The sequence below is a fragment of the Sulfitobacter sp. HI0027 genome (assembly GCF_001634775.1).
Classification (GTDB): Bacteria; Pseudomonadota; Alphaproteobacteria; order Rhodobacterales; family Rhodobacteraceae; genus Sulfitobacter.
Genome location: NZ_LWER01000291.1, coordinates 1 through 265 on the forward strand (window position 1 = coordinate 1; position 265 = coordinate 265).

Consider the following 265-nt stretch of genomic DNA (forward strand, 5'->3'; position numbering starts at 1 on the left):
GGTAGAGGCTGACCGGACTTGAGCAGTTGTGATCCTGCGGCGCGCATGCGTGCATGCAACCCGATGCGATCAAAACGAGGTAGATCGACAAGCTTGAAGACCAGGGACATCAAAAGCGGCCCAATGGAGAGGCCAACATTTGCGAGAAGAGGCATTTGGGTTGCAAGGATTGTTAAGGTTTCCATTCGGCGGACCAAGTGATCTCTTAGGCTGCGCTGACGACCTCGCGTTTCCGCCAAAAACAGGGCCTTCATCGTAGGAATAT

The 265-nt window shown here is 53.6% G+C and carries 1 protein-coding gene; it reads right to left on the reverse strand.

Annotated elements, in window-relative coordinates; translation table 11 throughout:
• A partial coding sequence (locus tag A3722_RS24865) for a hypothetical protein (protein ID WP_236627442.1) occupies positions 1-185 on the reverse strand: 185 nt, incomplete at its 3' end.
• Positions 186-265: the final 80 nt, after the last annotated feature.